The 21192-nt window shown below is 73.5% G+C and carries 22 protein-coding genes; 10 read left to right on the top strand and 12 right to left on the bottom strand.

Annotated features, from left to right (window positions below; genetic code table 11):
• Positions 1–12: 12 nt before the first annotated feature.
• The 7 genes from ACFYUZ_RS13000 to ACFYUZ_RS12970 form a co-directional block, all read right to left on the bottom strand.
• Positions 13–1146: a glycosyltransferase gene (locus ACFYUZ_RS13000; RefSeq protein WP_389308337.1), complete on the bottom strand. Its 1134-nt coding sequence runs from the start codon at positions 1144–1146 to the stop codon at positions 13–15.
• On the bottom strand, positions 1143–1943 hold the full coding sequence (locus ACFYUZ_RS12995) for a polysaccharide deacetylase family protein (RefSeq protein ID WP_389308335.1): 801 nt from the start codon (positions 1941–1943) through the stop codon (positions 1143–1145). Before ACFYUZ_RS12995 ends, ACFYUZ_RS13000 begins: the two co-directional genes overlap by 4 nt.
• Positions 1843–3402, bottom strand: coding sequence for a lipid II flippase MurJ (locus tag ACFYUZ_RS12990; protein WP_389308563.1), 1560 nt, complete (start codon positions 3400–3402; stop codon positions 1843–1845). Before ACFYUZ_RS12990 ends, ACFYUZ_RS12995 begins: the two co-directional genes overlap by 101 nt.
• A 424-nt stretch (positions 3403–3826) precedes the next feature.
• Positions 3827–5155 carry an O-antigen ligase family protein gene (locus ACFYUZ_RS12985; RefSeq protein WP_389308333.1) on the bottom strand — a complete coding sequence of 443 codons (1329 nt, stop codon included), beginning with the start codon at positions 5153–5155 and terminating at the stop codon, positions 3827–3829.
• Positions 5156–5157: 2 nt separating this feature from the next.
• Positions 5158–6609, bottom strand: a complete 1452-nt coding sequence (locus ACFYUZ_RS12980; protein ID WP_389308332.1) for a sugar transferase — start codon at positions 6607–6609, stop codon at positions 5158–5160.
• Positions 6606–7742, bottom strand: coding sequence for a glycosyltransferase (locus ACFYUZ_RS12975; protein WP_389308330.1), 1137 nt, complete (start codon positions 7740–7742; stop codon positions 6606–6608). Before ACFYUZ_RS12975 ends, ACFYUZ_RS12980 begins: the two co-directional genes overlap by 4 nt.
• A 1-nt stretch (position 7743) precedes the next feature.
• A complete protein-coding gene (locus ACFYUZ_RS12970) occupies positions 7744–8802 on the bottom strand; it encodes a DUF3344 domain-containing protein (RefSeq protein WP_389308328.1) in 1059 nt (352 codons plus the stop codon).
• A 382-nt stretch (positions 8803–9184) separates the two neighbouring features.
• Here ACFYUZ_RS12970 and ACFYUZ_RS12965 point away from each other — a divergent pair, with 382 nt between their 5' ends.
• The 6 genes from ACFYUZ_RS12965 (at position 9185) to ACFYUZ_RS12940 (ending at position 13184) form a co-directional block, all read left to right on the top strand.
• Positions 9185–9424, top strand: a complete 240-nt coding sequence (locus tag ACFYUZ_RS12965; protein ID WP_389308326.1) for a chaplin family protein — start codon at positions 9185–9187, stop codon at positions 9422–9424.
• A 273-nt stretch (positions 9425–9697) separates the two neighbouring features.
• On the top strand, positions 9698–10345 hold the full coding sequence (locus tag ACFYUZ_RS12960) for a hypothetical protein (protein ID WP_389308325.1): 648 nt from the start codon (positions 9698–9700) through the stop codon (positions 10343–10345).
• Positions 10346–10568: 223 nt separating this feature from the next.
• Positions 10569–10844, top strand: coding sequence for a hypothetical protein (locus ACFYUZ_RS12955; protein WP_389308323.1), 276 nt, complete (start codon positions 10569–10571; stop codon positions 10842–10844).
• Positions 10845–11078: 234 nt separating this feature from the next.
• Positions 11079–11978, top strand: coding sequence for a hypothetical protein (locus ACFYUZ_RS12950; protein ID WP_389308321.1), 900 nt, complete (start codon positions 11079–11081; stop codon positions 11976–11978).
• A gap of 153 nt (positions 11979–12131) precedes the next feature.
• Positions 12132–12608: a hypothetical protein gene (locus ACFYUZ_RS12945; protein WP_389308319.1), complete on the top strand. Its 477-nt coding sequence runs from the start codon at positions 12132–12134 to the stop codon at positions 12606–12608.
• Between the two features lie 297 nt (positions 12609–12905).
• Positions 12906–13184, top strand: coding sequence for a chaplin (locus tag ACFYUZ_RS12940; RefSeq protein ID WP_389308317.1), 279 nt, complete (start codon positions 12906–12908; stop codon positions 13182–13184).
• Between the two features lie 66 nt (positions 13185–13250).
• On the opposite strand, the gene ACFYUZ_RS12935 is transcribed toward ACFYUZ_RS12940, so the two are convergent.
• Both ACFYUZ_RS12935 and ACFYUZ_RS12930 read right to left on the bottom strand, forming a co-directional pair.
• Positions 13251–14117 carry a tyrosinase family protein gene (locus ACFYUZ_RS12935; RefSeq protein WP_389308315.1) on the bottom strand — a complete coding sequence of 289 codons (867 nt, stop codon included), beginning with the start codon at positions 14115–14117 and terminating at the stop codon, positions 13251–13253.
• Entirely contained in the window at positions 14101–14502 is a 402-nt protein-coding gene (locus ACFYUZ_RS12930) for a tyrosinase family oxidase copper chaperone (protein WP_389308314.1), read from the bottom strand. The genes ACFYUZ_RS12935 and ACFYUZ_RS12930 overlap by 17 nt, the downstream gene beginning before the upstream one ends.
• 150 nt (positions 14503–14652) lie before the next feature.
• Between ACFYUZ_RS12930 and ACFYUZ_RS12925 the strand changes: the two genes are divergently transcribed.
• From ACFYUZ_RS12925 to ACFYUZ_RS12915, 3 genes are read left to right on the top strand one after another with little or no spacing between them, the layout of a single operon-like run.
• Positions 14653–15156 (top strand): DUF5949 family protein, encoded by a 504-nt coding sequence (locus ACFYUZ_RS12925; RefSeq protein WP_389308312.1) that lies wholly within the window; start codon positions 14653–14655, stop codon positions 15154–15156.
• Between the two features lie 18 nt (positions 15157–15174).
• Positions 15175–15822 (top strand): vitamin K epoxide reductase family protein, encoded by a 648-nt coding sequence (locus tag ACFYUZ_RS12920; RefSeq protein ID WP_389308310.1) that lies wholly within the window; start codon positions 15175–15177, stop codon positions 15820–15822.
• 1 nt (position 15823) lies between these two features.
• Positions 15824–16849: a glycoside hydrolase family 26 protein gene (locus ACFYUZ_RS12915; protein WP_389308308.1), complete on the top strand. Its 1026-nt coding sequence runs from the start codon at positions 15824–15826 to the stop codon at positions 16847–16849.
• Here ACFYUZ_RS12915 and ACFYUZ_RS12910 read toward each other — a convergent pair.
• On the bottom strand, positions 16815–17417 hold the full coding sequence (locus ACFYUZ_RS12910) for a TetR family transcriptional regulator (protein ID WP_389308306.1): 603 nt from the start codon (positions 17415–17417) through the stop codon (positions 16815–16817). The two genes, ACFYUZ_RS12915 and ACFYUZ_RS12910, sit on opposite strands and share 35 nt — an antisense overlap.
• Positions 17418–17435: 18 nt before the next feature.
• Positions 17436–18122, bottom strand: a complete 687-nt coding sequence (locus tag ACFYUZ_RS12905; RefSeq protein WP_389308304.1) for a hemolysin III family protein — start codon at positions 18120–18122, stop codon at positions 17436–17438.
• 196 nt (positions 18123–18318) lie between these two features.
• Between ACFYUZ_RS12905 and ACFYUZ_RS12900 the strand changes: the two genes are divergently transcribed.
• Positions 18319–20154, top strand: a complete 1836-nt coding sequence (locus ACFYUZ_RS12900) for a phosphoenolpyruvate carboxykinase (GTP) (protein ID WP_389308302.1) — start codon at positions 18319–18321, stop codon at positions 20152–20154.
• A gap of 138 nt (positions 20155–20292) precedes the next feature.
• On the opposite strand, the gene ACFYUZ_RS12895 is transcribed toward ACFYUZ_RS12900, so the two are convergent.
• Positions 20293–21189 (bottom strand): poly-gamma-glutamate hydrolase family protein, encoded by an 897-nt coding sequence (locus tag ACFYUZ_RS12895; RefSeq protein ID WP_389308301.1) that lies wholly within the window; start codon positions 21187–21189, stop codon positions 20293–20295.
• Positions 21190–21192 lie beyond the last annotated feature (3 nt).

Genomic DNA, 21192 nt, shown 5'->3' with positions numbered 1-21192 from the left:
GGGTGGGTTCTCTCACTTCGCGGGGGAGGGGATGCCGTGGACGGCCTGGTCGTAGAGGGACATCAACTGCCGTGCGCTGTGCGCGATGTCGTAGCGGCGGGCGGCCGCCGGCAGCGGGAGCCGGGCGGGCCGGGCGTCCCCGGCGCCGCGCAGCGCGGAGACCAGCTCGGGGACGGACCCGCCGATCCGGCGCGCGCCCGGTGCCGCGTCCGGGGGCAGGTCGTCGATCGCCGGGCAGGCCACGTACAGCACGGGAAGGCCCGCGGCGAGCGCCTCGACGATCGCGAGCCCGAAGGCCTCGTCGGGGGAGGTGGACACGAAGACGTCCATGGCGGAGAGGAGTTCGGGCAGCGAGGGCCCGAGCGCGGCGGCGCCCGGCGGGTCCTCGCAGGCCCCGGCGAGCAGGATCCGGCCGGCGGCGCCGCACTTCCGGGCGATCCGCAGCAGCTCCTCGCGGTGCTCGCCCTCGCCGACGAGGAGCAGCCGGGCCTCCGGCACCGAGGCCACCGCCCGGACCAGCCGGTCGAACCGCTTCCCGGGCGTGAGCCGCCCGACGCCGCCGACGACGTACGCGTCCTCGGGGATGCCGAGCACGCCCCGGGCGAGGCGCCGGGCGCGCGCGTCGAAGGCGAACCGGCCGGTCTCGATGCCGTTCGGCACCACCCGGATGCGGTCCGGCGGCACGCCCCAGTCCGCGAGCCGGCGGGCGACGCTGGGCGAGACGGCGACCGTGGAGGTGCCGAGCCGCTCGGACGCCAGATAGAGCGCGCGGGTGCCCGCGGAGAGCGGCCGGCCCTCGATCTGGTGCTCGCCGAGCGAGTGCTCGGTGGCGATGACCCGGCGCACCCCGGCGAGCCGGGCCGCCGCCCTGCCGTACACGCACGCCCGGTAGAGGTGCGTGTGGACGAGGTCGTAGCGGCCCTGCCGGACGATCCGGGCGAGCCGGGGCAGCGCCCCGACATCGCGGTTCCCGGTCATGCCGAGGTGGGTGACGGGCGTGCCGTCGGCCTCGATGCCCGCGGCGACCGCGCCCGGGTTGGTGAGCGTGACCACCCCGCCGTCCACCGGGAGGTGACGGAGCAGCAGCCGGAGCTGCTGCTCGGCGCCGCCGATGCCGAGCCCGGTGATGACGTGCAGGACCCTCACGGCGCACCGACCGGGGCCGGGCCGCAGGGGGCGGCGAGCAGGTCGGCGGGACGGCGGCGGCGCAGCGGGTGCAGGACGCGCTTGGCGGCGAGCCGCCAGGAGGTGTCGTTCTCGCCGATGTGGACGCGGGGCAGGGCGTACGTGCCGGTGTGCGGGCCCGGGTCGATCGCGCAGCCGTAGCGGTAGCCGGCCCTGCGCACGGCGTGGATCACGCGCGGGTCGACCTGTCCGTACGGATAGCAGAAGCCGTCCACCGGCCGGCCGGTCATCTCCTCCAGGAGCTCACGGCTGTGCCGGGTCTCGGCCGCGAGGGCCGTGTCGTCGGCCTCGGTCAGCGGGACGTGCCTCAGGCCGTGCGAGCCGATCTCCATGCCGGCGTCGGCGATCCGCCGGATCCCGTCCTCGTCGAGCAGCGGTTTGCGCGGCCCGTCCGCGTCCCAGCCGTTCTCGCCGCCGAGGCGGCCCGGCAGGACGTACACCGTCGCCGTGAACCCGTGCCGGCGCAGCAGCGGCAGCGCCGAGTCGAGGAAGTCCGCGTACCCGTCGTCGAAGGTCAGGCCCACGAGCCCCTTGGCGCGCCCCGCGGCGGTGGCGGCGAGCAGCTCCCGCACCGAGACCCCGCGCAGCCCCCGGTCGCCGAGCCAGTGCAGCTGCCGGGCGAAGCGCACGGGGGAGACGGTCACCCGGTACGGATCGTCAGCGGTGTCCGTGATCGAGTGGTACATCGCCACCCACGGGGGCGGCTTCCACAGGGGCGGCTTCGGCAGCGGACGGCGCGGCGCGGTGGCGGCGGGCATGGGGGGTCCTCCGGAAGGCGGAGCGGGGCAGGGGCGGGATCTCGGGCGCCTTGGCGGCGCAGGCGATGAAGAGCAGGAAGACGCCGGCGACGACCAGACCGGCGACGGCCACGGCGAGGACGGCGGAGCCGATCGCCAGCTGGCAGAGCCAGCCGGCGCCGGTGGCCCACGCGCCCGCGGTGGCGAGCCGGAGCAGTCCCTCGCCGAGCCGGTCGACGCGGACCGGGACGGCCTGGCGGTGCGCGCCCCGCAGCAGCAGGACGGCGCTGAGGGTGATGCCGAGGGCGTTGGCGGCGGCGATGCCGACCGCGCCCCAGTAGTGGGCGCCCGGGACGCCGGCGACGGCGGTCGTGGCGAGACCGGCGGCCATGGCGGCGGCCGGGTACCAGAGCGGGCGGGCGGCGGAGAAGTAGCAGCGGACGAGGGCGCCGACCAGGGTCTGGCCCAGCAGGCCGAGCGCGTACACCCGCATGACGGCGGCGGTGGCGGTGGTGTCGGCGGCGGTGAACTCGCCCCGCTCGAAGAGCAGTTCCACGATCCGGGGGGCGGCGGCGATGACCGTCGAGGAGCCGACGAGCACGACGACCGCGGCGAGCAGCAGATCCCGCTCGACCCGGCGGCGGGCCGCTTCCGGATCGCCGGCGGCGAGCGCGCGGGCGACCACCGGGAAGCTGACCGTGCACAGCATCAGGGAGAGGATCATCGGCATCTGCGCGACCTTCTGCGCGTAGTTCAGGTGCGAGATGGCGCCGGCGGGCAGCGGCGAGGCGAGGAACCGCTCGATCAGGGTCTGGGACTGGCGGCACAGCGAGAAGGCGACGACGGGCGCGATCAGACCGAGGACCAGGACGCGCCCCTCGCCGGTGGGGGCGGACGGCCCCTTCGGCCGAGGAGCCCGCCCGGGCGCCCGCAGCGCGCGCAGGAGCGAGGGGGCCTGCACGAGGACCATCAGGATCCCGCCGACGGCGACCCCCGCGGCGGCGGACCGCACCCCCCACGGCCCGCGCAGCACCAGGATCGTGCCGATGATCCCCGTGTTGTACGCCACGTAGATCGCGGCCGGCGGCAGGAACCGGCCGTGCGCCCGCAGCGCCGCCGAGCAGTACCCCACCAGGGCGAAGGACAGCACGCAGGTCCCGGTGAGCCGCGTGCAGTCGACGGCGAGCGCCGGGTCGGGCAGCCCCGGAGCGAGCGCGGCCACGAGCAGCGGGGCCGCGACGATCAGGACGACGGCGGCGAGACCGAGGGCGAGGACGATCCGGGGGAGCGTCCCGCGCACCAGCTCGCGCACCGGGTCACGGGGCAGACCGGCGGAACGGCGGGCCAGGGCGCGGGAGAAGGCGGGCACCAGGATCAGCGCCATCGCGTCCTCGATGAGCAGCGTCGAGGCGAACTCGGGCACCGTCCACGCCACCAGGAACGCGTCGGTCCCGGCCCCGGCCCCGAAGTACCCGGCCATGATCTGGTCCCGCACGAGCCCGAGGACCGCCCCGGCCGCGGTGAGGCCCGCCGTCACGGCCGCCGCCTTCGCCAGGAACCCGCCGCCTCCGGACGCGTCGGCGCGAGGCCCCCGGGGCCGGGCGTGCGCCCGGCGCCCGGCGGGTGCGGCGGCCCGCGGGGCCGTCGCGGGCGTGGCGGCCCGGGGCCCGGCGGGGTGGCGCGTCACGCGCCGGGCCCCGGCGAGCAGCCCGGTGGAGACGCCCGCGCCCGCGGCGCCCGCCCCCGGCAGCACGACGGCCTCCGGGGCCCACGGGGAGTCCGTGGGCCCCGGAGGCGAGGCCTGCCAGGGGTCGGTCAGCGGCGTGCCGCAGGGCGGCCGGGGCGCGGGGCGCGGCCCGTCGGCCCACGGCGCGTCCGTGGGCTCCGGTTCCCCGGCCCACGGGTCACGCACGCCTCACCTCCGCCAGCGACCACCAGGCCGCCAGGCCGAACACGACCGACATCAGGACCGTCGAGGGGCCGCCGATGTCCGCGTAGAAGAAGTCGACGAGCTGCCAGGCGAGCAGGCCCGTCGCGACGAGCGCGCAGTCCGCGCCGAGCCGCTGCCGCCGCAGCGCGCCGACGAGCAGCGCCACCCAGCTCCCGGCCAGGGCGAGGAGACCCACCAGGCCCTGCTCGCTCAGCACCAGGAGGTACATGTTGTGCGGGGAGAGCAGCGGCTGGCGCGCGAAGGAGGCACCCGCGCCGGCCGTGTCGCTGCCGGAGGAGAGCGCGAGGGAGGCGTTCGAGTCGCGGTACCGGGGGAAGCCCTTGAGGCCGACGCCCGTGACCGGCTCCGCGCGCCACATCCGCCCGGCCGCCGCCCACATCGTGTACCTGTCCGTCACCGACTGGTCCGGCGCGGCCGTCACCTGCGTGATGCTGGCGACCCGCTCCTCCACCATCTCCGACCCGATCCCGAGGCCGCCGACCAGGACCACCCCCAGCGCGGCCGCCGCGAGCGCCACCCGCACCGCCCGCCGGACCCCTGCGAGCAGCAGCTGGAGCGCGCAGGTGAGCACGGTCGCGATCCACGCGCCCCGGCTGAAGGACAGCACCAGCGGGACGAAGAGGAGAGCCGCGCAGACCGTCGCGACCGTGCGGACGCGGCCGGGGCCGCTGCCGAGCGCGATCCCCGTGACGACGACGAGCCCGTACGCCACGACCGTCGCCATGCCCATCACGTCGGTGGCCCCGAAGGTGCCGACGGCCCGGACGTCCTCGCCCTGGTACGAGGCGCCCGTGCCCGTCAGGTACTGGACGACGCCGACCGCGCCCTGGAGCAGCGCGAACGCGACCAGGCCCCAGGCGATCACGGCGAAGTCCCGCCGGTCGCGGACCGTCAGGAGCACGGCCGCCGGGACGAGGACGAAGACCTGCAGGTAGCGGGCGACGCCCGGCAGGCTCGCCGCCGGGTCGTTCGAGGTGATCGCGGCCAGGCAGATCCCGAGCACCGGCAGGCCGAGGACGACGGCCGCCGCCCGGGTCAGCGGCCTGGCCCCGCCGCGCAGCACCCGCACCAGACAGATCAGGACGAGGAGCCCGGAGGCCGCGTCCGCGACCGTCCCCGTGCCTCCGGTGCCGCCCTGCGCGCCGCCGCCGCCCGGGACGAGCAGCAGTGCGATCACGGCGAGGACCGGGGCCAGCACCCCGGCCCGGCGCAGCCCGTCCCGTACGCCCGCGGCCCCGGGCGCGGCCGGGACCGCCGGCGCCGTCGTCACGGCCGTGGCCATCCTCAGCTCCCCGTGGGTCGGACGAGCCCGGCCGCCGTGCGCAGCAGGATGCAGACGTCCTGCCAGAGCGACCAGTGGTCGATGTAGTGGTTGTCGAAGCGGCAGCGGTCCTCGATCGAGGTGTCGCCGCGCAGCCCGTGCACCTGCGCCAGTCCCGTGAGCCCCACGGGCATCCGGTGACGGGCCGCGTACCCCGCGTGGATCTTGCTGAACTGGGCCACGAAGTACGGGCGTTCGGGCCGCGGACCGACCAGGCTCATGTCCCCGCGCAGCACGTTCCACAGCTGCGGCAGCTCGTCCAGGGAGGTCTTCCGCAGGAAGCTTCCGGCCGCGCTCATCCGCCGGTCGCCCGCCACGTTCCAGCGGGTCGCCGACTCGGTGTCGTCGGAGGGGCGCAGCGTACGGAACTTGAGCAGGGTGAAGTGGCGCCCGTGCTGGCCCACCCGCTCCTGCCGAAAGAGCACCCCGGGACCGTCCGAGAGCCGCACCGCCAGCGCGCACAGCAGCAGCACCGGCAGCGCGACCGCGAGCGCGGGCGCGGCCAGCACGATGTCGAGGGCCCGCTTCGCGGCCCGCCCGCGGCGCTCGCGCAGCGGGACGATCCGGTGCCAGGCGTACCCCCACATGTGCGCGCCCATCGGCCCGTCCTGGTGCCGGCCGCCGACCCGCCAGGTGGCGCAGCCGTACTGCTGGAAGAGCGCCACCAGGCCCGGGTCGTCATCGAGGAACACGGCGTCGCGCACGGTGTTCTGGATGACCGCCCGGTGGATCTCCTCGGTCGTGGTGAGCACCGGGAGCCCGGCCTCCCCGGTCGCCCGGGAAGCACCGCCCTGCTCCGGCACGCCCACGATCCCGACCGGCCGCACCCCGTACTCGGGGTGCTGGGCGGCCGCCGCCGCGAACCGGCGCGCCGCCCCCGTCCCGCCGATGACGAGCGCCGACCGCGGACGCTCCCGCGCGATCCGGCGCCGCCGTCCGAGCAGCGCGGCGCGGACCAGGCACACCAGGGCGACGTGCGTGCCGTAGGCGGCGCAGAGCCGCAGCGGCCCGATCGCCAGGGCGGGGGAGTACGCGGCGACCGCGGCCGCCGCCAGGCACCAGGCGAACCCGGCGCGGGAGCCCAGGGCGGGCAGCTCGTCCAGGGCCCGGGTGTGCGCGGCCGGCCGGTAGAGCCCCGCGTGGCCGTCGAGGACGAGGACGACCGCCACGACCGGCAGCACGAGCCGGACGTCGTGGTGCGCCGCGCTCAGCACCGACGCCGCGGCGAGGACGGCCAGGGCGTCGACCGCCACGAGCGCCGCCGTGCCGGACCGCCGCCGCTCGCGCCGGTGGCGCGGCAGCGCGAGCCGGCCGGTCGTGCCGCGGCGCGGCACCAGGGAGGCGCGGCCGTAGGCCTGGCCCGCCGTGGGCCAGGGGCCCGGCGAGGAGGGAACGCTGGTACTTTCCGTGGTCACTGCGCAATCGGCTCTCTGTGCTCGGCCCCCCGCACTCCGGCCAGCTCGCGGTAGACGTCCGCGACGGCCGCGCCGGTGCGCCGGACATCGAATCTGCTGAGTACGTGCTCGTGGGCCTCGCGGCCCAGGCGGTGCCGCAGCTCCGGCCTGCCGAGGAGGCGGCCCAGAGCGGTGGCGAGCGCGGCCGGGTCCTCGGGCGGGACCAGGCACTGGGGTGCGTGGGCGGGCGGCAGGCTCTCGCGTGCGCCGTCCACGTCGCTGACGACGACCGGCCGGCCGGCGGCCATGGCCTCCAGGGGCGCGAGGGCCATGCCCTCCCAGCGGGACGGCAGGACGACCACGTCGGCGGCCCGGTACCAGGGCACGGGGTCCTCCACGGCCCCCGTGAGCCGCACCGACGGGCCGGCCGCGGCCCGCAGCGCCTCCGCGTCGGGGCCGTCGCCGACCAGGACGAGCCGGGCCGCGGGCACCTCGGCGAGGACGGCGGGCCAGGCGGCGAGCAGGACGTCCTGCCCCTTCTGCCGGCAGAGCCGGCCCACGCAGACGACCGTGGGCGCCGCGTTGCGGGGCGGCCCGTCGGTGGCGAACCGGGCCGTGTCCACGCCGTTGTGGACGACCGACCAGTCCGCCACGACCCCGGCCGCCTCGCCGGTGCGCCGCTCGGCCTCGCTCACGCAGAGGACGCGGTCCGTCCACCGGGCGCCGAAGCGCTCCCAGCGCCGGGCGATCGCGGCGGTCCTCCCCTCGACCGCCTCGAAGGACCAGGCGTGCGGCTGGTACACCGTCGGGATCCTTCCCCGCACGGCGAGTCGGGCGCACAGACCGGCCTTGGCGCTGTGCGCGTGGACGAGCCCGGGTCGGACCGCACGGACGAGCCGGGCCAGCTCCCGCGTCTCGCGCAGGGCGGCGGGCCCGGGGTCGCGACCGGCCCGCCAGTCGTGGGTTTCGGCGCCCTCGGCGCGGACGGCGGCGGAGAGCCAGGTGCCGGGCGGGCAGGCGACCGCGACCCGCAGGCCGGCGGCGCGCTGGGCGCGGACCAGGTCGACGACGACACGGGCGACCCCGCCGTCGCCGGGCTGGACCGCGTGCAGGACGGTGACGGACCCGGGGTCCGTGTCGAGTGGTGACAGCACGTCAGCGCCGGACGTCCGCCTGGAGGAAGACCGCGCCGAGCCAGACGGTGTCCTTCCGGCTGCCGACCCGGACGTGGACCCGGTCGCCCCCGGAGCGCAGCGCCCCCCGCAGGTCGAACACGTCGGAGTCGTATCCGAGGGTGTTCGTACGATCCGGTCGGCGTACGGTACGACCGGCGTCGAATTCGGTGACGGTGGAGTTCAGCACGTCGTCCGCGGAATTGGCGGAATCGGAGAGGCGGGTGCTCTTCGAACGGCTCGTTTCCACCGTCAGGTAATCCCCGGAAGTCCCGCGGTCCCCGTCATAGGCGATCAGGCCGAGGCGGCCGGAGACGCCCTTGGGGAAACGGTTTCCGTCGACCGGGACACGCAGCTCCCCGGCGCGCGGACCGACCGTTTCGAAACCGTCCCAGACGCTGATCCTGCGCAGCGGTTCCGAGGCCTTCTCGTACGCGGCGACGAGCGTCCAGCCGCCCCAGCCGCCCACCGCGGAACGGCCCATCGCCACATTGACCTGCGCGACGGTCCACTGCCCCGGATGCGACCGGCGGACCAGCTGCGTGACGTCGGCGGAGGCCTGGAAGGCGTCGGCGCCGTCGGCCGTGCGGTGGCCGATCACGGAGTCGGCGAACAGCGCCTTGTACCGCCCGCCGGGCTCGGCGATCAGGACGCGGCCGTTGTCCTTCGGCGGCTTCTGCTCGCCCACCCGCAGGTTCCCGCCCCAGTAGAGCCGGGCCCAGGTGACCCGGGCGCCCGCCGGCACCGCGAGCTCGGCGCGGCTGGAGTTGTACGTGTTGGGGTCGCGGTCCACGTCGACGCACCTGATCGAGGCGCCGTCGTTGACGGACTCGGTGCCCTTCGCGCCCTTCGCCGAGGTGTTGGCGGCGCGCACGATCCCACCGTGCTGTACGGCCTGGTGGCGGGCGGTGAACGGGACGCGGGCCGCCTCCCGGGGCCTGGGCGCGGCTGCGGAGGCGCCGGGCAGCGCGGCGGTCAGGGCCGCACACGACAAGGCGCACAACACGCTGCGACGCACAGCAAGAACCGCTGAATTCCGCATACAGGTTCTCCGCTTTGATGAGAGAAGGGAGGGAAGACCCGAGTAGGCCGGGGGAGAGGGAGGTGTCGTCCGCACGAAATGGGTGAACGCGCGGCGGGCCCGGAAGCAACGTTCGGGAACGTTATAACCCCGATGCGGGGCGATAGTAAGCATTAGATGCCCGGAAACGCTAACTCCCGTATCCGGGCGCCCGGTTCCTCGTTGAGCGTGTTGCGCCATTCCACGCCCAGTCCCTCCAATGGCCCTCCTATGGCCCAAAGATCGGTTGAACGTCACCCGTTCGGGAGAGCAACCGATGAAAAGCCGGGGCGTTGTTGAAGGAGCCGGGCCGAACAGTCCGCGCAGTCCGAGTTGGATGAATTCGATCGAGGAGCACCTCCCCATGTCCCGTATCGCCAAGGCCGTAGTCCTGACCGTCGGTGCCGCCGCCGCCGTCGCCGGTACCGCCGGTGCCGCCTCCGCCGACGCCGGTGCCGAGGCCGCGGCCGTGAAGTCCCCCGGTGTCATCTCCGGCAACGTCGTCCAGGTCCCGGTGCACGTCCCGGTCAACGTCTGCGGCAACACCGTCAGCGTCATCGGCGCGCTGAACCCGGCCTTCGGCAACGTCTGCGTCAACGCCTGATCTCGCACGCCTGATCGGTCCTTCCGAAGCCGGTGCGCCCCCCGTCCGGGTGGGCGCACCGGCTTTTTCCTTGCCGCCACTGGTCCGGTACTCGTTCGGACGCACCCTCGTGCGCCGTCCGGTGCAACGGCGTACGCCCCTCCGGGGGCAGGGCCCCGGGGCGGATTCACCCGAACGGAGGCGTGGCGCTCCGTAGTTCTGCGGTTGCGGAGGGCTATACCCGCAGGCACCGTGAGAGGGCAGTTGTCCGACGCATAAGGAAAAGGAACACATATGCGTCCCCTGGCCACACGCCACCTCACCGCCCTGGCGATATCCGCCGCCGTCACCCTCGGCACGGCGGGACCCGCCTTCGCCGACGAACACCACCCGTCCCCCGCGGTCGACCGGGCCGCGCACGCGTCCCTCCCGGACGCCCCCGCCCTGCCGACCCGGGCCGAGGCGCTCGACGATCTCGGCTCGGTGGCGACCCCCGTGGCCGAGCTCGTCACGGCCGTCCTGGACGCCGACTCCGGCCGGCTGTCCGCGGCCGAGGCCGAGGCCTTCAAGGCCGAGATCGCCACGGCGGTCGACCAGGCGAAGGCCACCGCCTCCCTCCCGGACGCCCCCGCCGCCCCCGAGCTCCCGGCCGCCCCGGCGGACGTCGTGTCCGACGCCCTCGCGAGCGTCGAGAAGACGGTCGCCGCCCTGCTCGCCACCGTCACCTCCGGCGGCGCCGGCGGACTCGTGCCGCAGGTCACCTCCACGCTGACCTCCCTGGTCAACCTGGTCACCGGCACCCTGCTCGGCGGCGGCCTGCCCACGCTCCCGGCACCCACGGCCCTCGCGCCCGAGGTCCCGGCCACCGCGCCCGAGCTGCCGGTCAAGCCGCCGGCCGCGGCGCCCGAGCTGCCGGTCGATCCCCCGCCGGCCGCCCACTAGCGCCCCGCACCCCGTACCGGCCCGGCCTCCGTCGGGCCGGTACGGGCGTGTGCGATCGGCAAATAGCACCGGTCCGCATCGATCGGGTGCAGTACCGAGAAATCCTTCCTCCCGGAGTTTCCGGCGCGCTCACTCCTCGTTACAGAAGCAGAACGACGTGCAGGATTCCGCCAAGAACCCTGTACGGAAAGTGACTTGGAAGCACAGAGGAAGGATTCACTCCATGAAGCCCACCAAGGTCGCCGCGGTCTTCGCCGGTTCGCTGATGGCCCTGGGCGCCGCCGCGCCCGCCATGGCCACGGAGGCGCTGACCCCCACCAGCCTGAACGGTGGCCTCGAAGCGATCGCCGCCAACGGGCTCAAGAGCGACATGCTGAGCAGCACCACGGACGGCTCCCCGGTCCAGACCGTGACCAAGGCGGCGGACCAGCTGAACAGCGCCACCAAGGGCGGCTCGCTGCTGGGCGGCCTCCCGGTCGCCGGCGGTCTCGGCGGCTGACGCCACATCAGTACCACCTGCCCCAGGGGCACTTACGGCGGGTCTTCGGGCCGCCGTTCCTCACGGTCGGCTGATCGAATGATTTTCTGATCAGCTGCCGTGTGGCCCCGGCTGTGCGCCGGGCGCCGACCCATACCCTCTGGCCGATCCCACGTGAACGTCGATGCGGATCAGGCCGGTCGGAGCGAGGGGGGATCCTCGCCGGTCTCTCCCTTTCTCCAGAGGAAGAGCGGTATGCGGTCCATCATCAGCAGGAAAGTACTCACCGCGGCGGCAGCGACCGGCATCCTGTCGCTGAGCGGGGGCTTCGCCCTGGCCGCGAACTCCCACCCCGGCACGGGCGACGGGCCCGGCACGGCCGGCCACGCCCGGCCCACCCTGCCGGCGGACGTCTGCGGCACCATGGAGCTCGGCGGGATCGCCGGGGTGGCCGTCGGAGACCTCTGCGCCCACGCGGAGGAACCCGACGGCTACGGCGAGGAGCCGGGCGGCTACGGCGAGGGTCCGGGCGGCCACGGCGAGGGACCGGGCCCGACGGGCCACCCGACCGGGCATCCGACGGGTCACCCGACCGGGCATCCGACGGGGCACCCGACCGGTCACCCGACGGGGCACCCGACCGGTCACCCGACGGGCCACCCCACCGGTCACCCGACGGGGCACCCCACGGGTCATCCGACCGGGCACCCGACCGGTCACCCGACGGGCCACCCCACCGGTCACCCGACGGGGCACCCCACGGGTCATCCGACCGGGCACCCCACCGGCCACCCGACGGGTCATCCGACCGGTCACCCGACGGGGCACCCCACCGGCCACCCGACCGGTCACCCGACCGGTCACCCGACGGGTCACCCCACCGGCCACCCGACCGGTCACCCCACCGACCACCCCACTGGGCACCCCACCGACCACCCCACCGGGCACCCCACCGACCACCCGACCGGTCACCCCACCGATCACCCCACCTGTGAGCAGCCCGCGCCCGGGGAAGGGCCGCATCACGGTTGTGGGGAGCTGCCCGGGACCGGTATGGACCCCGCGCTCATGGGCGCCGCCGCGATCAGCGCCGCACTGGTCATCGGTGGTGGCGTCGTCTACCTCCGCGGCGGACGGCTCGCCCGCCGGCACTGACCCCGCCCGCCGGCACCGCGTCAACCCGGGCCCTCGCCTTCACCGGTGAGGGCCCTGCGCGTTGCTGCACACGGGTTAGTCCCGCGACGTTTCGGCCGAAGGGCTCGTTCTCCTCACATGACTCTGCGTTCTCACGCCGGCATGGGGCTCCTCATGACCGCATTCGCCTCCGCCGCCCTGGTCTCTCCCGCCGCCGCCGTCGAGGCTCCGGTGATCGTCCCGCTCCAGGGCCTGGAGCCGGTCCTGCCGATGGACGCGCCGACCGTGGCGACCGGTGTTCCCGTCCCGATGCCCGGTGCGCCCACCGGTTTCCAGAAGGGCGTCGGCTCGCTCCCGGACGTCGCGCTGCCCAGCGTCCCGCTGACCGGCACCCTGCCGGAGACCGTCGTGGACGCGCCGCTGCCCGAGCTCCTCAAGGGCAGCGAGCCCGGCCGCGCCCTGCTCAGCAGCCCGCACTCGGAGATGAAGGCGGCCACCCCGGGCGCCGTCGTCGGCACCCCGGTGGAGGCCCCGCGCGGCAACGGGCTCGCCGGACTGCCGGACCTGGCGAAGCCCCAGATCGGCCTCCTCACCCCGGTGCTCAGCGGAGCCCTCGACCCGCAGCTGGGCCTGGCGCCGGACGCGGGCTGAGGACTTCGCGTCCCCGTTCATTCGTACGACCGTTGACCGGGCGGGTGAAGACACGATTCTTCCCCGCCACCCCAAGGGCTGTCGGTCGTTGCAAGAGAAGGCTTGTCGCATGGCCGCGGCCCGCGGGCCGAAGGCGTCCCGTCGTATCCGGCGGCGGACGGCATTCGGCTCGCGGGCCATTTTCGATTTCCCCTCTTCCCTTTCGGCCCAATGCCCGTGACCCCCTCCGGTGATCGGCGTTGAACGGAAGTGACGGCCGTGATTCCTGCGGTCGCTTTCCAGTCCAAGGAGTTCTTGATGTCTCGCATCGCGAAGGCTGCCGCCGTCCTCGCCGGCACGGGTGCCGTTGCCCTCAGCGGAGCCGGCCTGGCCGTCGCCGACGCCGGAGCCGGGGCCGTCGCCGCCCACTCGCCCGGTGTCGCCTCCGGCAACGCCGTCCAGGTTCCGATCCACGTCCCGATCAACCTCTGCGGCAACACCGTCAACGTCATCGGTCTGCTGAACCCGGCGTTCGGCAACACCTGCATCAACGCCGACGGCGGCCACGGCCACGGTGACGGCGGCTACGGCGGCTGATCCCCCCCCGCTCCACACGGATGTCCCCCCGGCCGCCGCGGCCGGGGGGACATCCGTGTGCGGGGGTCACGCGTACCGGTAGATCCGGCTGTGGTCGAACATCGACGCCGGGGTCACGCCCCAGGGCGCCATCGGCTCGTGCCGGGCGGCGACCTTGCGGTACTGCGCGTCGCCCAGGGGCGGCGGCTCCGCCGGCAGATAGGCGGCGCCGGGGTTCCGCTGCTGCCAGCGCGACCAGACCAGGTCGACGAAGGAGTGGTGCAGCCAGAAGACCGGGTCGTTCACGGAGCCGCCGCCCAGCATCAGGCCGCCCACCCAGCGGTGCACCCGGTTGTGGATGCGGAACCGGTCGTTGCCCCGGCCGGGCGCCCAGCCCTCCAGGGCGTTGCGGAAGCCGGTGGAGCTCGTCGAGTTCCAGGGCGCGGCGTCGTACACCCGCTCGCGCATCACCTCGTCGAGCTGGGCGGCGGTGGGGAGCGTGATCGGATCGCGGGGACGGCCGAAGTCCCTGGTCAGATAGCGGGTGTCGGTCATCGACTGGGTGATCGCCCACCGCCCGGCGGAGTGCGCGAACGGGCCGGTCATGACCTGGAGGTCGGCCCGGCGGCCGTTGCCGCCCATGAAGTCCTCGCGCCAGATCGAGGAGGCCGGGGAGTTGTCCCGGGTCCAGTCCCAGTACGGGACGGAGACCGTCGGGTCGATCCGGCGCAGGGCCGTCTCGAACTCCAGCAGGAACTTGCGGTGCCAGGGCAGGAAGCTCGGCGTCATGTGGGCGATCCGGAGCCGGCCCTCCCCGTCGGCCGTGTAGTGGTCGATGTGGGTGCGGACGAAGCGGTCGTACACACCGGTGCGCTTGAGCTCCAGGACGGCGGCGACGAACTTGCGGCGCTCGGCGCCGGTCAGATCGCGCTGGTTCTTACGCGTGTACACCACGCGGGCTCCCTCCCGTCGGGTCGGTGGGGACGCCGTGGGCGCCCGCGAGGGGGGAGAGCCGGGCGCTGCCCAGTTCGTCCACGGCCGCGCGGAGGGCCGCCAGGGGCGTCGGGCAGGACTCGTAGTGGTCGATCGGGGTGACGTAGCCGCCGTCGGCGCAGCGCATCAGATGCAGCGGCCGGCCGTCGACGAGGGCCACCGGCTCGCCGCCGGGGCCGGAGAAGCCCAGGAGGCGACGGCCCCGGTACATCTCGTCGAAGGCGTGCGGATCGGGCGTGCCCCCCGATGCCGGTCGGCCCGCGACACGGCCGAGCGCGCCGCCCGTGAAGGCGGTGACGGCAAGGGCGAACAGGGACCGCAGTGCGACGCGGCGCGGGACGATCATCAGTGATCTCCTGGTGGTCGGCTTATGCCCTCAGGGCACAACGATGAAAACCCGGGTTCGTTGCGGCGGAAATGCCAGCGGCGTGAATGTCGGCCGTTCGGGTGAAAGCGGCGGGGGGAAAGGGCGGTTGGAGCATTAGCATCCGGTTGCATGACCACTTCCCACGTCGTTTCCTCGGCGCGCAGCGCCTCTCCGCTGGGAACGCTCACGGTGATTCCGTGGGCCAGCGAGCCCTCCGCCGACTCGGCGGGCACGCCGTTCCTGATGGCGTATTCGCTCGGCGACGGCCGGGACGGCCCGGAGGCCGGTCAGCAGGCGATGCGCGCCGCCCTGGAGTCGATGAACCTCTCGGTCGGCGACCGGCTCTTCGACCTGGAGAAGGACGCCGGGATCAACGCCACGCTGCTCGTCGAGGGCGGTTCCGCCGTGCTCACCCTGCCCTTCCTGAAGGTCCAGTGCCCGGTGCCGCAGGAGTGGGAGGCGGCCGCCCACGCCCAGGGCAAGGTCTACTTCCTCTGCTCCGTGCGCCCCTGGTCCGAGGGAGTGCCCGGACAGCCCGTCGACGAGGCGCAACTGCGGGCCTTCGTCTCGGACGAGGAGATGCTCGCCGACTGCGCCCACGTCCTGCTGCCGGTCCGCCGCGTCCAGGGCTGAGCGGGAAGGGGCCGCGTCATGGCGACGGTGGACGTACGGGGCGGGGTGCCGGGCCAGCGGCGGGAGGAGACCGCGCGGGAGACCGGCGGGCCGATCGGCGCGAGCCGGGCCCTGGCCTGGCTGCTGGTCGTCACCGGGGCCGCGGGTGTGCTCGCCGGCTGGGTGATCACGATCGACAAGTTCCTGCTCCTGGAGGACCCGGGCTTCCAGCCCGGCTGCAGCCTGAACCCGGTCGTGTCCTGCGGCAGCATCATGAAGAGCGAGCAGGCGGCGGTGTTCGGCTTCCCGAACCCGATGCTCGGCCTCGTCACGTACGCCGTCGTCGTCGCCGTCGGCGCCGGGCTGCTCGCCGGGGCCCGCTACCGGGGCTGGTTCTGGCTCGGCCTCAACGCCGGGATGCTCTTCGGCGTCGGCTTCTGCACCTGGCTGATGTACCAGTCGCTGTACGAGATCAACGCGCTCTGCCTGTGGTGCTGCCTGGCCTGGACCGCCACCATCACCATGTTCTGGTACGTCACCGCGCACAACGTGCGGGAGCGCCTGCTGCCCGCCCCGGCGGGGCTGCGGACCTTCCTCGGCGAGTTCGCCTTCGCCCTGCCGGTCCTGCACATCGGGATCATCGGGATGCTGATCCTGACCCGCTGGTGGGACTTCTGGACGAGCTGACGTGAGCCGCCTCCCCGCCTGGTTCACCTGGCCGCGGGCCGCACTGACCGTGCTGCTCGCGGCCGTTGTCGTGCTCCTCCTGCTGCCCGACCGGTTCGTGCCGGGCGGCCGGCACGCCGGGACGGGGGCCGTGCCCGAGCAACAGCCGCTGCCGGGCGTCCCGTCGGGGTTCTTCACCGGATCCGACGAGGCCGGGGTGCGGCGGATCGCGCAGGTGCAGGCCTGGCTCGGCGGCGACTCCCTGACCGTCGGCCACACCTATCTGCCGGGCGACCGCTGGTCCAACATCGAGGGGCATCCGGCGCTCTTCGAACCCTGGGCGCGCTGGAAGGCGGAGCGTCCGGGGCGCCTCTTCGTGCTGAACGTGCCGATGCTCGACCGCAACGAGGCCGGGCTGTCGGACGCCGAGGTGCGGGCCGGGCTGCGGCGGGGCGCGGACGGGGCGTACGACGGACACTTCCGGACCCTGGGGGAGCGGCTGGTGGAGCACGGGCTCGGCGACGCGGTCCTGGTGCTCGGCTGGGAGATGAACGGCACCACGTACGGCCATCGTTGCGGACCGGACCCGACGGCCTGGAAGGCGTACTGGCGGCGGGTGGCGGGGGTGCTGCGGGAGGTGCCGGGGCAGCGGTTCCGCTTCGACTTCACGCCGAGCCGGGGGCTCGACGCGATCCCCTGGCCGCACTGCTACCCGGGCGACGACGTGGTGGACATCATCGGTATGGACGCCTACGACCAGCCCGCCGGGCTCTCCTTCGAGGAGCAGGTGGACGAGGAGTACGGGCTGGAGCACCACGTGCGCTTCGCGGCGGCGCACGGCAAGCCCGTCTCGTACCCGGAGTGGGGACTCTTCAGGAACGGGGACAACCCGGCGTACGTGCGGGGGATGCTGGACTGGTTCGCGGTGCACCGGCCCGTGTACCAGACCGTCACCGACTACTGCCCGCACGGAGTGTGGGAGTGCGCCGACAATCCGGAGTCGGCGCGGGTCGTCAGGGCCGCGCTGGGGGCGTCAGGCCGGTCTTGAGGGTGTCGACCGTGCGGTCCAGGAGGGCGGCGAGGTCGCCGGCGCGGCCGTTCTCGGCCCAGTGGACGGTCGCCTCGCGGAACGCGCCGAGGACCGCCGCCGTGAAGATCCGCACCTCCAGGCCGTCCGCGTCCCGGCCGGTGCGGTCGGCGATCGCGCGGGCGAGGCGGCGGCCGGTGACCGCGGTGGTCTCGGTGAGCCGGGCGCGGACGGCGGGGATCTCCACCATGAGCCGGGCGCGCAGCCGGGTCTCCTCGGGCTCCTCGTCGAGGGCGGTCCGGACGGCTTCGAGGACGACGGCCCGGAGCGATTCGAGCGGTTCCTCGGTCGCGGGGCGGGCGCGCAGCCGGGCTTCGAGGAGCTCGTCGTTCTCGTCGGTGAGGAGGATGTCCTCCCGGACCGGGAAGTAGCGCACGACGGTGGAGGGGGAGACCTCGGCGGCCGCGGCGATGCGGTCGGTGGTGGTCGCGTCCCAGCCGTGCTCGGCGGCGAGCCGGTAGGTGGCCTTCCGGATCGCCGCGCGGGTCTTCGCCTTCTTGCGTTCGCGGAGGCCGGGGCGGTCGTTCATGACCTGCATTGTCCCGGGTCAGGCGTGCTGGTACGCCACCAGCGAGATGCCGATGTAGTGGACGATGAAGGCCGCCAGGGTCAGCGAGTGGAAGACCTCGTGGAAGCCGAACCAGCGCGGAGAGGGGTTCGGGCGCTTGATGCCGTAGATGACGCCGCCCGCGCTGTAGAGCAGTCCGCCGACGATGACGAGGACGAGGACGGCGATGCCGCCCTCGCGCATGAAGTCGGGCAGGAAGAAGACGGCGGCCCAGCCCATCGCGATGTAGCAGGGCGTGTACAGCCAGCGAGGGGCGCCGACCCAGAAGACGCGGAAGGCGATGCCGGCGGCGGCCGCGGCCCAGACCGCCCACATGAGCGGCTTCGCGGTGGAGTCGGGGAGCAGCAGCAGGGTGAGCGGGGTGTAGGTGCCCGCGATGATCAGGAAGATGTTGGCGTGGTCGAGGCGCCGGAGCACGGCCTCGCCGCGCGGACCCCAGTCGCCGCGGTGGTACAGCGCGCTGATGCCGAAGAGCAGGCAGGCGGTGAGGGCGTAGATCCCGCAGGCGATGCGGGCGCGGGGCGAGTCGGAGAGCGCGACGAGGGCGAGGCCCGCGACGATCACGGCGGGGAACATGCCCGCGTGCAGCCATCCTCTGAGCCGGGGCTTCGTCGGGAGCGGCAGGGCGCGCTCGATCGGGGTCACTTCCGGCGTGGCTGCAGTCATGAGACCGAATCCTAGCTACGCCTCCGTAGGTACCGGATATGAGTGGCGATGCTCACGTGTGCACCCCCCTGGACATATGGGCGTATCCATCGGATGATCAAATGAGTGCGGTCGGCACCGGATGAGCAGCTACGAAGCATCCGGGTCGCGGCCCCCACGGGGCATACATCTAAAAACCCCTCTTCAAGGAGCAATCGTGGCGCGCGACAACGCGGCTCCCACCGACGTCCCCACCCAGCACCAGGAGCTCGTCTCCTGGGTGAACGAGATCGCCGAGATCACCCAGCCGGACAACATCGTCTGGTGCGACGGGTCCGAGGCCGAGTACGAGCGCCTGTGCGAGGAGCTCGTCGCCAAGGGGACCTTCAAGAAGCTCGACCCGGTCAAGCGCCCGAACTCGTACTACGCCGCCTCCGACCCGACCGACGTCGCGCGCGTCGAGGACCGGACCTTCATCTGCTCCGAGAAGGAGGAGGACGCGGGCCCGACCAACCACTGGAAGGCCCCCGCGGAGATGAAGGAGATCTTCGCCGGCGAGAAGGGCATCTTCCGCGGCTCCATGAAGGGCCGCACCATGTACGTGGTCCCCTTCTGCATGGGCCCGGTCGGCTCCCCGCTCTCCGCCATCGGCGTCGAGATCACCGACTCCGCGTACGTCGCCGTCTCCATGCGCACCATGACCCGCATGGGACAGGCCGTCCTCGACGAGCTCGGCACCGACGGCTTCTTCGTCAAGGCCGTCCACACCCTCGGCGCCCCGCTGGAGGAGGGCCAGGAGGACGTGCCGTGGCCCTGCAACTCCACCAAGTACATCTCGCACTTCCCCGAGACCCGCGAGATCTGGTCGTACGGCTCGGGCTACGGCGGCAACGCCCTGCTCGGCAAGAAGTGCTACGCGCTCCGCATCGCCTCCGTCATGGCGCGTGACGAGGGCTGGCTCGCCGAGCACATGCTCATCCTCAAGCTGACCCCGCCGCAGGGCGAGGCCAAGTACGTCGCCGCCGCCTTCCCGTCGGCCTGTGGCAAGACCAACCTCGCGATGCTGGAGCCCACGATCTCCGGCTGGACGGTCGAGACCATCGGCGACGACATCGCCTGGATGCGCTTCGGCGAGGACGGCCGCCTCTACGCGATCAACCCCGAGGCCGGCTTCTTCGGCGTCGCGCCCGGCACCGGCGAGCACACCAACGCCAACGCCATGAAGACCCTGTGGGGCAACTCCGTCTTCACGAACGTCGCGCTCACCGACGACGGCGACGTGTGGTGGGAGGGGATGACCGAGACGGCCCCCGCGCACCTCACGGACTGGAAGGGCAACGACTGGACGCCGGAGTCCGAGACCCCGGCCGCCCACCCCAACGCCCGCTTCACCGTCCCGGCCGGCCAGTGCCCGACGATCGCCCCCGAGTGGGAGGACACCAAGGGCGTCCCGATCTCCGCGATCCTCTTCGGCGGCCGCCGCGCCTCCGCCGTCCCGCTGGTCACCGAGTCCTTCGACTGGAACCACGGCGTCTTCCTCGGCGCGAACGTCGCCTCCGAGAAGACCGCCGCCGCCGAGGGCAAGGTCGGCGAGCTGCGCCGCGACCCCTTCGCCATGCTGCCCTTCTGCGGCTACAACATGGGCGACTACATGGCCCACTGGGTCAAGGTCGGTCGGGACGCCACGCGGGAAGGACGCCAGGCGAAGCTGCCGAAGATCTACTACGTGAACTGGTTCCGCAAGAACGACGAGGGCAAGTTCGTCTGGCCCGGCTTCGGCGAGAACAGCCGCGTCCTGAAGTGGATCGTCGAGCGCCTCGACGGCAAGGCCGAGGGCGTCGAGACCCCGATCGGCATCCTGCCGACCGCCGAGTCCCTGGACACCGAGGGCCTGGACCTGCCGGCCGAGGACCTGGAGTTCCTCCTCAAGGTCGACCGTGACGTGTGGCGCGAAGAGGCCGCCCTCGTCCCCGACCACCTGAACACCTTCGGCGACCACACGCCGAAGGAGCTGTGGGACGAGTACCGCGCCCTCGTGGAGCGCCTCGGCTAGTCCCTCCGAGACTCGTGGTGGGTTGCCCCGAAACACCGCCCTGACCAGTGGGGTCACGACGGCCCACCACGACGCAACCGGCCCCCGGAGCCCCCTCAGGCTCCGGGGGCCGGCGCATGTCCGGCGTACCGCGCGCGACTAGAGGATCGGCTGGGAGGCCTCGACGGTCGCGATGGCGCGACGGCAGGCGTCACGGAACTTCACGAACTCGCCGTTCCAGGTGGCCGCACGGGCGGAACGGGACGAGTAGTCGTCGAAGAAGCTCTGGCGCAGCTCGGTGGTCATCTCGATCTGGGCGCCCTTGCCGAGCATCGTGAGGTTGCACGGGTTGGTGACGTGGCTGCCGTTGAAGTCGTCGAGCCGCGAGCCGTACTTGGGGTCGAAGGCGTCGATCGCCGGGAAGCCCGCCTTGGTGAGCTCGCTCACCAGGGCCGTGCGGAACGCCGGGTTGAGACCGCCGACGACGGCCAGCCGGGGGTCGGTGCTCGGCGGCCAGATCATGGGCTCGGGCATGCCCAGCTGGTTGTACTGGCAGCCGTGCAGCGACAGCACGTTGAGGTGGCTCTTGGCCAGGGACAGGGCGACGTGGTCGTCACAGTTCTTCGAGGTGACGTGCAGCGCCGTGTTGCCGCTGGAGAGCAGGCCCTCGAACATCCAGTAGTCGTACGTGGTCGGCAGGACCGGCGCGCCGGCGGCGTCGCTCGGGCTGTAGCCGGCGATGCCCAGGGCGAGCTCGCTGGTGCCGATCTCGATGCCGCCGCCGTGCAGGGCGAGGATCGCCGTGCGCGGGAAGTCGTACTTCTCGCTCTGCTTCAGGTCGAACTTCTCGTGGCGGCGGTAACGGCGGCTGTACGAGGTGCCCTCGACCAGGTTCGGGTCCTTGTAGAGGGTGGTGTTGTTGGCGTACTCGCCGTCCACGGCGAGGGCCGGGGCGGCGGCGGCCAGCTGGCCGATGAGGGGGGTGCCCACGGCAGCGGCGGCGGCGAAGGCCGACAGGACCGTGCGGCGGGACGTGGTGCGCTCAGAATATGTCATGCG

It is taken from the genome of Streptomyces sp. NPDC004266 (genome assembly GCF_042874095.1).
GTDB lineage: Bacteria > Actinomycetota > Actinomycetes > Streptomycetales > Streptomycetaceae > Streptomyces.
The sequence above is the reverse complement of the archived record's forward strand: the minus strand, read 5'-3'. Positions and strand labels throughout refer to the sequence as shown.

Excerpts from the sequence above, each read along its gene's own strand:
- ACFYUZ_RS12965 (WP_389308326.1), top strand. The coding sequence starts at position 9,185 with ATGTCCCGTATCGCCAAGGCCGTAGTCCTGACCGTCGGTGCCGCCGCC.
- ACFYUZ_RS12925 (WP_389308312.1), top strand. The coding sequence starts at position 14,653 with ATGACCACTTCCCACGTCGTTTCCTCGGCGCGCAGCGCCTCTCCGCTG.
- ACFYUZ_RS12910 (WP_389308306.1), bottom strand. The coding sequence starts at position 17,417 with ATGAACGACCGCCCCGGCCTCCGCGAACGCAAGAAGGCGAAGACCCGC.
- ACFYUZ_RS12955 (WP_389308323.1), top strand. The coding sequence starts at position 10,569 with ATGAAGCCCACCAAGGTCGCCGCGGTCTTCGCCGGTTCGCTGATGGCC.
- ACFYUZ_RS12990 (WP_389308563.1), bottom strand. The coding sequence starts at position 3,402 with ATGGCCGGGTACTTCGGGGCCGGGGCCGGGACCGACGCGTTCCTGGTG.
- ACFYUZ_RS12905 (WP_389308304.1), bottom strand. The coding sequence starts at position 18,122 with ATGACTGCAGCCACGCCGGAAGTGACCCCGATCGAGCGCGCCCTGCCG.
- ACFYUZ_RS12945 (WP_389308319.1), top strand. The coding sequence starts at position 12,132 with ATGACCGCATTCGCCTCCGCCGCCCTGGTCTCTCCCGCCGCCGCCGTC.
- ACFYUZ_RS12920 (WP_389308310.1), top strand. The coding sequence starts at position 15,175 with ATGGCGACGGTGGACGTACGGGGCGGGGTGCCGGGCCAGCGGCGGGAG.
- ACFYUZ_RS12960 (WP_389308325.1), top strand. The coding sequence starts at position 9,698 with ATGCGTCCCCTGGCCACACGCCACCTCACCGCCCTGGCGATATCCGCC.
- ACFYUZ_RS12930 (WP_389308314.1), bottom strand. The coding sequence starts at position 14,502 with ATGATCGTCCCGCGCCGCGTCGCACTGCGGTCCCTGTTCGCCCTTGCC.
- ACFYUZ_RS12995 (WP_389308335.1), bottom strand. The coding sequence starts at position 1,943 with ATGCCCGCCGCCACCGCGCCGCGCCGTCCGCTGCCGAAGCCGCCCCTG.
- ACFYUZ_RS12970 (WP_389308328.1), bottom strand. The coding sequence starts at position 8,802 with ATGCGGAATTCAGCGGTTCTTGCTGTGCGTCGCAGCGTGTTGTGCGCC.
- ACFYUZ_RS12950 (WP_389308321.1), top strand. The coding sequence starts at position 11,079 with ATGCGGTCCATCATCAGCAGGAAAGTACTCACCGCGGCGGCAGCGACC.
- ACFYUZ_RS12985 (WP_389308333.1), bottom strand. The coding sequence starts at position 5,155 with ATGGCCACGGCCGTGACGACGGCGCCGGCGGTCCCGGCCGCGCCCGGG.
- ACFYUZ_RS12895 (WP_389308301.1), bottom strand. The coding sequence starts at position 21,189 with ATGACATATTCTGAGCGCACCACGTCCCGCCGCACGGTCCTGTCGGCC.
- ACFYUZ_RS12940 (WP_389308317.1), top strand. The coding sequence starts at position 12,906 with ATGTCTCGCATCGCGAAGGCTGCCGCCGTCCTCGCCGGCACGGGTGCC.